Source organism: Chroococcidiopsis sp. CCALA 051 (assembly GCF_003015105.1).
Taxonomy (GTDB): Bacteria; Cyanobacteriota; Cyanobacteriia; order Cyanobacteriales; family Chroococcidiopsidaceae; genus Chroococcidiopsis; species Chroococcidiopsis thermalis.
Genome location: NZ_PYCI01000075.1, coordinates 21,481 through 30,904 on the forward strand (window position 1 = coordinate 21,481; position 9,424 = coordinate 30,904).

10 protein-coding genes and 1 pseudogene are annotated in these 9,424 nt (G+C 44.5%); 3 read left to right on the forward strand and 8 right to left on the reverse strand.

Annotated elements, in window-relative coordinates; translation table 11 throughout:
• Positions 1-42: 42 nt before the first annotated feature.
• Together C7Y66_RS18240 and C7Y66_RS32530 are read right to left on the reverse strand one after the other, a co-directional pair.
• Positions 43-1,173: a D-alanine--D-alanine ligase family protein gene (locus C7Y66_RS18240; protein ID WP_106546677.1), complete on the reverse strand. Its 1,131-nt coding sequence runs from the start codon at positions 1,171-1,173 to the stop codon at positions 43-45.
• Positions 1,174-1,220: 47 nt separating this feature from the next.
• On the reverse strand, positions 1,221-1,391 hold the full coding sequence (locus tag C7Y66_RS32530; RefSeq protein WP_181245305.1) for a hypothetical protein: 171 nt from the start codon (positions 1,389-1,391) through the stop codon (positions 1,221-1,223).
• Positions 1,392-1,420: 29 nt separating this feature from the next.
• Here C7Y66_RS32530 and C7Y66_RS18245 point away from each other — a divergent pair, with 29 nt between their 5' ends.
• Positions 1,421-2,386, forward strand: coding sequence for an aldo/keto reductase (locus C7Y66_RS18245; protein ID WP_106546678.1), 966 nt, complete (start codon positions 1,421-1,423; stop codon positions 2,384-2,386).
• A 583-nt stretch (positions 2,387-2,969) separates the two neighbouring features.
• On the opposite strand, the gene glmM is transcribed toward C7Y66_RS18245, so the two are convergent.
• From glmM to C7Y66_RS18265, 4 genes are all read right to left on the reverse strand, one after another.
• Entirely contained in the window at positions 2,970-4,412 is a 1,443-nt protein-coding gene (glmM, locus tag C7Y66_RS18250) for a phosphoglucosamine mutase (RefSeq protein ID WP_106546679.1), read from the reverse strand.
• A 231-nt stretch (positions 4,413-4,643) separates the two neighbouring features.
• A complete protein-coding gene (locus C7Y66_RS18255; RefSeq protein ID WP_199197507.1) occupies positions 4,644-4,943 on the reverse strand; it encodes a hypothetical protein in 300 nt (99 codons plus the stop codon).
• A complete protein-coding gene (locus C7Y66_RS18260) occupies positions 4,940-5,536 on the reverse strand; it encodes a DUF3177 family protein (protein ID WP_106546680.1) in 597 nt (198 codons plus the stop codon). The genes C7Y66_RS18255 and C7Y66_RS18260 overlap by 4 nt, the downstream gene beginning before the upstream one ends.
• Before the next feature lie 170 nt (positions 5,537-5,706).
• Positions 5,707-5,928 (reverse strand): Calvin cycle protein CP12, encoded by a 222-nt coding sequence (locus C7Y66_RS18265; RefSeq protein ID WP_015155543.1) that lies wholly within the window; start codon positions 5,926-5,928, stop codon positions 5,707-5,709.
• A gap of 292 nt (positions 5,929-6,220) precedes the next feature.
• Here C7Y66_RS18265 and C7Y66_RS18270 point away from each other — a divergent pair, with 292 nt between their 5' ends.
• Positions 6,221-7,642 carry a YdiU family protein gene (locus tag C7Y66_RS18270; RefSeq protein ID WP_106546681.1) on the forward strand — a complete coding sequence of 474 codons (1,422 nt, stop codon included), beginning with the start codon at positions 6,221-6,223 and terminating at the stop codon, positions 7,640-7,642.
• A 70-nt stretch (positions 7,643-7,712) separates the two neighbouring features.
• Here C7Y66_RS18270 and C7Y66_RS18275 read toward each other — a convergent pair whose 3' ends face one another.
• Both C7Y66_RS18275 and C7Y66_RS18280 read right to left on the reverse strand, forming a co-directional pair.
• The gene (locus C7Y66_RS18275; RefSeq protein ID WP_106546682.1) at positions 7,713-8,639 is read right to left on the reverse strand and encodes a glycerate kinase; all 927 of its coding nucleotides are present in this window, start codon (positions 8,637-8,639) and stop codon (positions 7,713-7,715) included.
• 32 nt (positions 8,640-8,671) lie between these two features.
• Entirely contained in the window at positions 8,672-9,004 is a 333-nt protein-coding gene (locus C7Y66_RS18280) for a DUF565 domain-containing protein (protein ID WP_015155537.1), read from the reverse strand.
• Positions 9,005-9,214: 210 nt separating this feature from the next.
• Here C7Y66_RS18280 and C7Y66_RS18285 point away from each other — a divergent pair.
• Positions 9,215-9,424, forward strand: a pseudogene (locus C7Y66_RS18285) (hypothetical protein); the annotation flags it as partial.

The window sequence follows — 9,424 nt, forward strand, 5'->3', positions numbered from 1 at the left end:
CTTGTACAGACCTTACCTGTAACGTCTGTACACTGATAACCGTTAACTGTTTCTTTCTAAAGCTAATTGAATTAATCGATCGACTAATTCTGGAAAAGGAATACCACTTTTTTCCCACATCATGGGATACATACTAGTCGCAGTAAACCCAGGGATAGTATTAATTTCATTGATGAAGACTTCGCCGCTTTCGGTATAGAAAAAGTCTACTCTAGCCAATCCCGCAGCATCGACGGCTGCAAAAGCTTCGAGAGACATTTGCTGAATTTGAGCGGCAACAGCTTCTGGAATGGCGGCGGGAATTATAATATCTGCCATCCCTGCACTGTATTTGGTTTCGTAATCATAAAAATCGCTTTGGTAAGTAATTTCGCCCACAACTGAGGCTTTGGGTTCATCATTACCTAAAACCGCACATTCTAGCTCTCTTGCAACCACGCCAGCTTCGACAATTATACGGCGATCGTAGCTAGCAGCGTTGTCGAGAGCAGTTTCTAATTCCGATCGCGATCGCACTTTACTAATTCCAACTGAAGAACCTAAGTTAGCAGGCTTGACAAAACAGGGATAACCCACAGTTTCTTCAATGCGATCGCAAAGTTTGGGGAATACGCACGGATTTGACCAGATTTGAGAACGATTGACGGCGACGTACTTCACCTGCGGTAATCCCGCTTGGGCAAATGCCATTTTCATCGCGATTTTATCCATTCCCAGCGCCGAACCCAAAACACCAGAACCAACAAAGGGGACTTGCATTAATTTCAGCAGTCCTTGCACCGTCCCATCTTCTCCATTAGGTCCATGTAAGATTGGAAACCAGACATCGACAGATGCAACTTGGGGTAAAGAAGCTGGGATGCAATCGAGCATTTTTGCATCGTGGAAGTTGTCTAGTTGGCTGCTATTTTTCATCTCCTCATCTTCCCATCCGCCTAAGTGAGACTGAGAAGCAACAGAATCAGCCGTTGTGAGTATAGGAACCCCCGACTCTAAAACCTTGTGAGATGCTTGTCCTGCCAGCCAGCGCCCGTCTTTCTGGATATAAAATGGTAGTAGCTCGTACTTATTTCGGTTTTCTCCGGTTGAGATGGCTTTAGCGATCGCCCTTGCCGAATTAATTGACACCTCATGTTCCCCAGATCGTCCACCGAATAACAGTCCTACCTTCATTTTTTTATCCTCTCAGCCTCTAGACACTATTAATGCGCAATAGCCTATCACAACTGGGGAAAGAGTGGTAATTGGTAATTGGTAGTTGGTAGTTGGTAGTTGGGTGGTACTTGAAAAGATGTCACTGATAATCGATCGCCGATAACTGATGGCTGATAACTAAGTATAGGTGTAAGCACGATCTGTGTCAGGCTTTTAAAATCTATACAGAACTTCATACCTGAACTTTATAACTTGGGAGAATGGCATGGAATTGCGATCGCTTGGGACATCGGAGATTAAAATTACTCCCGTGATTATGGGAACCTGGCAAGCTGGTAAGGCTATGTGGGTAGGAATAGAGGATGCCGAAACTATTAAAGCGATCCGGGCAGCATTTGAGGCTGGGATTACGACTGTAGATACGGCGGAAGTTTACGGAAAAGGGCATTCAGAACAAATCGTTGCACAAGCCCTCTCTGACGTGCGCGATCGCGTGGTTTATGCAACGAAGGTATTTTCCAATCATTTAAAACACGACCAAGTTATCGAAGCGTGCGAGCGATCGCTGCAAAATCTCAATACAGATTATATCGATCTCTACCAAATTCACTGGCCCTCTGGTTCGTATAAAAGTGAAGTCGTACCGATAGAAGAGACGATGAGTGCTTTAAATACATTGAAACAGCAGGGTAAAATTCGGGCGATCGGCGTTTCTAATTTTTCCCGTACCCAACTAGCAGAAGCAGCCCAATACGGGCGGATCGATAGCGTTCAACCACCTTATTCTCTGTTCTGGCGCTGGGCAGAAAAAGATCTCACGCCCTATTGTGTAGAAAATAATATTTCTATTCTCGCTTACTCTCCTTTAGCGCAAGGGTTGCTGACAGGAAAATTCGGACCCGAACACAAATTTCATCCCGACGATCATCGCAACAAGAATCGGTTGTTTCAGGGAGAAAATTACGTGCGGGCGCAACAAGCTTTAGATCGACTGCGCCCAATTGCCGAAAAACATCAAGTCTCGTTAGCTAATTTAGCGATCGCTTGGTTAATTGCCCAACCGCAAACCAATGCGATCGTTGGGGCGAGAAACGCCGAACAAGCCGTTGCTAATGCTAAAGCCGCAGATGTCTATCTCTCGCCGGAAGAGTTGCAGGAAATTGACGCGATCGGCACAAGCGTCACCGATCGTTTAGATGAAAACCCTGTTATGTGGAATTTTGATGTTTAAATGGTTGATAGTTGATGGTCAAAGATTGGCAGTTAATTGTTAACTGTTAAGCTGTCACACATTTAACTTGCATTATTAGTGCAATCAAATCGCCTGCTACGAGCGGGCTTAAACATTTTGACTTTTAACTTTTAACTTTTGACTTGCTGAGCGTTAACTAATATTGCGAGAACTTGGAGAAATTTCACAACTTTTTAATTTTAGTAAATAGTAGGTTGTGGTAAGAAGATAGCAGTGCTAGTTTTAGATACATAGGACACAAACAAAAACAAAAAACAAATCTATACGGGCAATGACCTAGTGTCCCCTGTCAAAAGCCCACTTGCGATCGCTCAAGCATAGACCAATAGGTAAATCACTCAAGAGTGAAGGTAGCCAACCTACGGTCTGGAAAGACGCAACTATGCTAGAGATCCAAGCGTTGTTCACCTTAGTTGTTGTGCATTAATTGAGTCTGCTTTGAACGAATTAAATCCAACCGACGTTGTAGGGGTCTAGCAGCACTAGCTAGACCCCAAAAAGTTTTTACGCGATAGGTGTAGAGACGTTACATGTAACGTCTCTACATGTAACGTCTCTACACTTACGCCGCAACATGTTTTTCAACGGCAGAAACTAAAGTCTCCGTCCAATGGTGAGTGAGTTCGCTACAGGCGGCTTCTACCATGACGCGGATTACGGGTTCCGTACCGGAGGCGCGGACGAGGATACGACCGCGATCGCCCATTGCAGCTTCGGCTTGCGCGATCGCATTTTGTAGGGGTTCGCACTGTTGCCAATTCATGCGGCGATCGCGGTTTTCAACTCGCACGTTGCGTAAGAGTTGCGGATAAGTTTGAAAGCTTTGGTCTACTAATTGGGTTAAAGAGACTCCTGCCTGTCTAACCAATGCAGCTAAGTGGAGGGCAGTTAATAAACCATCCCCAGCAATACCATAGTGACGGCAGAGGATATGTCCTGACTGTTCTCCGCCTAACATACCTCCCGTTCGTACCATTTCTGCTTGTACGTATTGGTCGCCTACAGCCGTCCGAATCAGTTTACCACCTTGCTTTTGCCACGCCCGCTCGAAACCCAAGTTTGCCATGACAGTAGAAATAATCAAGTTATCTGGCAACTTTTGCGCTTGTCGCAAGGTTTGACCCCATAAGTAAAGGATGTAATCGCCATCTACAGGTCTACCTTGACAATCGACTGCTAGCACTCGGTCGGCATCCCCATCAAAGGCAAATCCCAGGTGGGCTGAATTTTGGTTTACAGTTGTTTTCAGCAGTCCGAGGTGAGTGGAACCGCAGTTAACGTTAATGCGATCGCCATCGGGTCGATCGTGCAAACAAATTACCTCTGCACCTAGATCGCGGAATAAACTCGGTGCTAATCCAACTGCTGCCCCCCAAGCCAGGTCTAACACGACACGCATTCCACTAAAATCGCCATGATTGGGCGATAGCGGCACTTTTAAAGATTCGACGTATTTCTGAACTAACTCCGGTCGCCGAACATAATATCCCTGACCTTGAATAGAGGTGGGTACTGCCTTTCCTCTGATCCCTGCTTCAATTGCTTCTTGTAGGGGTTGAGAAAGTTTAGCGCCATTGCTGCCAAAAATTTTAATTCCATTGTCTTCTGGAGGGTTGTGGCTGGCAGAAATCATGACTCCACCTGTAGCATTGCTGGCACTGGTGAGATAGGCAACGCCAGGAGTCGGACATAGACCGATATGCCAAACATCTAGTCCCGCAGCTACAAGACCTTGAGATAAGGCAGTTGCTAGCATTTCACTCGAATTTCTGGAGTCTTGCCCCACGATAACCGGACTGAGATCGTTGTCTGTCTGCTGCTGTAAAACTTGACCCGTCCAGAAACCTACTTGCCAAGCCAAAGCTTCATCGAGTAAATCTCCTACTCGTCCCCGAATGCCGTCTGTACCAAATAAAGCGGTAGCGGGAAGATCGAGTTGCGAGTTGCTATTTGATCGTATATTTGTTTTATTTTGGCGATCGCGTCTATAATTTTGCTTTAGCATAAAAATTTTTACTCCTGACTCCTCACGCAATACCCACGTTTGGAGAATAACACTTCCTTAAAATTTTCGGTAGATTTTTGTAAAACAAAAATATTTTTAGTATTTTCTTAGGCTACTCTTACGTAGACTTTATCCGCAATCCTACTATCTTCTGAGTGCAGCAAGAGCGATAGAAGGTGTAATTTTATTCAAAAGTTAAATTTGTTTGCTTAAATTTGCCTGCAAGCAGCGCTATATCCCCAAAGCCGTTAGTAATGGTTGAAATTCCTCCCAAGTCAGCCCCTGCTGAATGTACTGAGGAGACTGAGGATTGTAGGGACTGGCGACGCGATCGATCGCCACAATCCTCGCCGTATCTGGGATGACTGGAACGTCTGGATCGAAGGCTGTAGGACTGGTTAACGAACTGGAGAAACCTTTGAAGATCGCAATGCGATCGCTAACACCGTCAACCTCCACAGTGACGATCAAAACCTCTTGCTTAGCGATCGCCGAATATTTTTCCAGCCGTTTTCCTACAGAATCTATCATTGTCTGACTGCAAATCGTCCTTGTTTACCTAGTTTAAGGAAAACAAAATAGATTAAGTACAAGACGTAAACAACTAAACCCATGCCACCAATAACGCCGAGGAAACCTGCTTGCGTGTTGGGATGAAAGATATCTTTATAAACCAAAGGAACTTCCAGCCAAGCTTGACACAACGGATCTTGCAAGAACGTATCTGAAAAGGCACACTGCAAACTCGGTAATTGCGCGATCGCGCCGATAATACAGTAAAGCGTCACCGCCCAGCGCCAAGCATTGAAGCTGAGTTTCAAAGCACTACCTGGCAGGTCTTCAATTTCTTCATTTAGATCGATCCAAAACCAGAGAGATAGTGGAATGAGAATGCGTGACATCAATCCCGCAATGAATCCAACTTGAAACGGTGCGATAGACACGTACAATGCGATCGCTAGCAAACTCGCCACCCGCCAGTAAATTGCCAGCAGGTGTTGCATAGGTTCTACTTTCCGCACGAACGCCCAGATAATTAGAACCAATGGCGCTATGACGGTAAATAACAGCGCCAAACGAAAATCCATCCAAATGAAAGGTCGAAACCAAATATCGCTTTGCATATATCGGAGGCTAGAGATCGAGGACTAAGGTTTGTGTATTCAACCACCGATAACAATAATAATTGCTAATCGCTAAGTGCCAATGATTTAATGAAAAATAGCAACAAAGGATACAGAAAAGTTATCCTTGTTGCCATCTAAGTTAATGTTCGGTAATGCTAACTCGAACTTTATTCGTCGTAAACGCGGCATTCAGCAGCATCAGGATTTTCATCGCAGTACATTTCTAGAGAATTTTTGGGCTTGACCTGCCGTTTGTGGGAAGCCTCAGCTTGTAATTCTTCTACTGTGTCCCAAGCTACTGCGCAATCAGCAGAATCTTCACCGCTGGTTTCACAAGCTTGCCTGGCTTGCTCTCTTGCTTGTTCGATTTGATCTTGGATGTTGCTCATAGATATTAAGTAGTCCAGTATTCCTCTTCTCAGTATAGAAAACCTTCGCAATTGTCAAAAGCGATTGTCAAAGGTTTTTTCGGCGATCGTGATGTAAAGCGATCTTTAACTCGCTCTAGTTGGCTGTAGCAAACGAACAGGGCAGTCACTTATCATTGAATACAAGCAACTACAATCATATTCTTTCACCGATCGTACAATCTAACCTCTGCGTTTAGATCGGACAAAAGGAAGAAATACCTACAAGTCTAGATGCAACAATAGACTATGCAGCTCATTAAACCTGCTGGTAATGAATAGTAGACCCAATCCTTTTCTGTCCCTCGACTACGAACCTGCTTTAGAATCTCTCGGCGACGATTATTTTGATGAAGTTAGCGCCGCCGAATTTCCGCAACATATTTTGCGCTATCGTAGCGATCGCCTGTTACCTCACATTGGACTAGATCCCGCAGCAGTAAAGGATATAGACTTTATTGAGGCTTTTGGTAAATTTCAAGGACGAGAACCTTTACTAGCATTGCGCTACCACGGCTATCAGTTTGGCGAGTATAACCCGTTTTTGGGTGATGGGAGGGGTTTTCTCTACGGTCAAGTGCGTGGTGTAGACGGCGAACTCTACGATTTTGGCACGAAAGGGAGTGGCACGACTCCTTATTCCCGTGGCGGCGATGGTAGGTTGACTCTTAAAGGTGGGGTGCGGGAAGTTTTAGCAGCAGAGGCTTTGCATTACATGGGTGTGCGGACTTCTCGCTGTTTTAGTTTAGTCGAGACGGGGGAACAACTATGGCGCGGTGACGAACCTTCCCCGACGCGATCTTCGGTGATGGTAAGATTTAGCCGATCGCACATTCGTTTTGGGACGTTTGAACGTTTGCACTATCTCAAACGTGCAGATTTAATTAAGAAACTTGTAGACCACGCGATCGAGTATTATTATCCGCACATTTGGGGTAAATCTGATGCTTATGCCCTATTTTATGCCGAACTAGTCCAGCGAGTGGCGGAATTAACTGCTCAGTGGATGGCGGCTGGGTTTTGTCATGGGGTATTAAATACGGATAATATGTCGATTACGGGTGAAAGTTTTGATTACGGTCCCTATGCTTTCATTCCTACTTACGATCCGCTATTTACTGCGGCTTATTTTGACTATTCAGGGCGTTATTGTTACGGACAACAGCCAAATATTTGTCAGTGGAATTTGGCAATGCTTCAGAAGCCATTAAAAGCGGTTATTGATGCGAACGATTTGGAAGCTGGATTAGCAAAATTTGATGAATGTTATGCGATCGCCTATCGAAGTTTGATGCTGCAAAAGTTGGGGTTGGCTGCGACAAATTCATCTGAATTAGATCGGTTGTTGCAATTGACGGTGAGTTTGCTTAAAGAGACTCAAATTTCTTATCATCATTTCTTTATTCAATTGACTGAAAGCTTTTCGCCGAGTTGGCGCGAGGATGTGAATTCAATTCTGTTTTTGGTAGATGTCTTACCGTTGGATTACTGGGATGAATGGCGGAAACTTTATCATCAGATTTTAGGTCAACTTTCTCGGGAAGAGATGGATAATGTTTCTCGGAGATTGCAAGAAGTTAATCCTAAAGTTGCTTTGCTAAGACCTGTTATAGAATCGGTTTGGGGGGCGATTACTGATGAGGATGATTGGCAACCTTTTGACGATTTAGTATGGCAGATTCAAGGAGGGAAGTAAGGTCTTTTATTGTGTCACGCAAAGACGCAAAGGCGCAAAGTAAAGACACAAAGAGATCCTTGGTCTGCGTTCATCTATGTTGGGAAATAGGATGATAAATCTTGCCAATAGACCGATCGCGGTTAATTTCTATCACTAAATCTACTCGCTGGGAATCTTGAATTAGGGGTTTAATAAATAAATCTGGGTGAAGCGATTTCCAAAAGTATTCTACAAATTGCTCAATTTGTAGATCGGTCATTCCTGTTTTACCTGTTGCTATCATTTGATGTTCGGCATCTTTACGCCACTGTTGGCTGAGGCGATAATCAACTGGGTAAAGTATTATTAATCGGTCTAGTTTGTCCCATAAAGGTAAATATTCTTGCAATCGAGTATTTATATCGCGAGCAAATTGTCGATCCTCGCAAGTGTTAATCGGCGGCGGTGGATTGTCAAAATTGCTCGGATCGATCGGTCGAACTCCTACAAACCAACCTTCAAATAAAACGATATCAGCACCATTCACAATTTCAGGTGTACCGCGATCGCCCGCACCATGCCAAGCTGATTTATCAAAACGAGGAATTTCAATGGGTGTATCGAGATCGGATTGACGCAATCGATCTAAAACCTGCAAACCCAATTGGATATCGTGAGTTCCTGGTGGACCTCGCCAAATGAAACGCGGGTCTTGCTGCTGTAAGGCTAGGCGATCGCTATAAGTCTTGTACAAATCATCAAGAGATAAATTCAGAGTTCGATAACCCAAATGTCCTAAAATTAAGCTCAGGATTTTAGCTAGAGTTGTCTTCCCCGTCCCTTGTCCGCCCAAAATACCTTGAATTAAAGTATGCGACTCCGCCTGACGGTAGGACGCTATTTGTATAGCTAAGGGTAGCCACAATCGCCTTAGCGTCGCTTCTAGCTGCTGTGGTGGCTCGTGAAGGGTGTTTTGACAAAAATGCTCAAAAGTCGGATAAAAAGAGCGTAAAAGCTGCGATTGGTCATTGGTCATTGGTCACTGGTCACTGGTCACTGGTCACTGATTCAAGACCCTAGCTTAAACGCTTCTAGAAACAAACTATAAGTTAAACCAATTTTGAGCGCGTTTAGTGCTTCAAGCCACAACCCGCGCCTTGCTTGCCAGATACGGTTGTAATAGATGCGATCGATAATTTCGCTGCCAGCAACCAAAACCCCAGCGCCGATAATGTCCCAATCAGCCGCTTGTCCGGCTATGGTGGAAAAAGCCGAACCGAGGAAAAAGCCAAATAGCAAGCTGACTATTAAAACAGATAAGCGCCGCCAAGGATTGAAAAACCAGCGCTGTGTTGCTGCCGCAATTGCCCCTAAAAGCCCGTTAATTCGAGTATTTTGCATTTTTTGAAGTTGCTGCTAACTATGACACAACAAAATTTGAGCTAATATTTCCTTCGCCGTATTACATACCAGCTTTAAGCCTGTTTCAATAGTAATAGGGAGCGATCGCAACAGTTACCAGTTTTACAGTAACCAGTTACCAAAAATAGCATCCCGCTCAATCGCCAAACCGCACGTTAACTTCAAGAATTATCTTTATTTGTAGACAATATGAACGCCAAATCTCCCGGATCTTATCCTGCGGTAATTATTGCATCTGTATTAGGTGTATTGGGATTGGTAGGAATATTACTGCTGTGGTTTCAAGTCTCGATTACTGTCGAACCAATGGGATCGGATACAGCAGTCTTGCCAGGGAAATCGGCGCTAAATTCCCCAGATGAAACTGACGTAACTAACAGTAGTTCCATTGTTTCACCC

Excerpts from the sequence above, each read along its gene's own strand:
- C7Y66_RS18255 (WP_199197507.1), bottom strand. The coding sequence starts at position 4,943 with ATGATAGATTCTGTAGGAAAACGGCTGGAAAAATATTCGGCGATCGCT.
- C7Y66_RS18280 (WP_015155537.1), bottom strand. The coding sequence starts at position 9,004 with ATGCAAAATACTCGAATTAACGGGCTTTTAGGGGCAATTGCGGCAGCA.
- glmM (WP_106546679.1), bottom strand. The coding sequence starts at position 4,412 with ATGCTAAAGCAAAATTATAGACGCGATCGCCAAAATAAAACAAATATA.
- C7Y66_RS18275 (WP_106546682.1), bottom strand. The coding sequence starts at position 8,639 with ATGACCAATGACCAATCGCAGCTTTTACGCTCTTTTTATCCGACTTTT.
- C7Y66_RS18265 (WP_015155543.1), bottom strand. The coding sequence starts at position 5,928 with ATGAGCAACATCCAAGATCAAATCGAACAAGCAAGAGAGCAAGCCAGG.
- C7Y66_RS18245 (WP_106546678.1), top strand. The coding sequence starts at position 1,421 with ATGGAATTGCGATCGCTTGGGACATCGGAGATTAAAATTACTCCCGTG.
- C7Y66_RS18240 (WP_106546677.1), bottom strand. The coding sequence starts at position 1,173 with ATGAAGGTAGGACTGTTATTCGGTGGACGATCTGGGGAACATGAGGTG.
- C7Y66_RS18260 (WP_106546680.1), bottom strand. The coding sequence starts at position 5,536 with ATGCAAAGCGATATTTGGTTTCGACCTTTCATTTGGATGGATTTTCGT.
- C7Y66_RS18270 (WP_106546681.1), top strand. The coding sequence starts at position 6,221 with ATGAATAGTAGACCCAATCCTTTTCTGTCCCTCGACTACGAACCTGCT.
- C7Y66_RS32530 (WP_181245305.1), bottom strand. The coding sequence starts at position 1,391 with ATGAAGTTCTGTATAGATTTTAAAAGCCTGACACAGATCGTGCTTACA.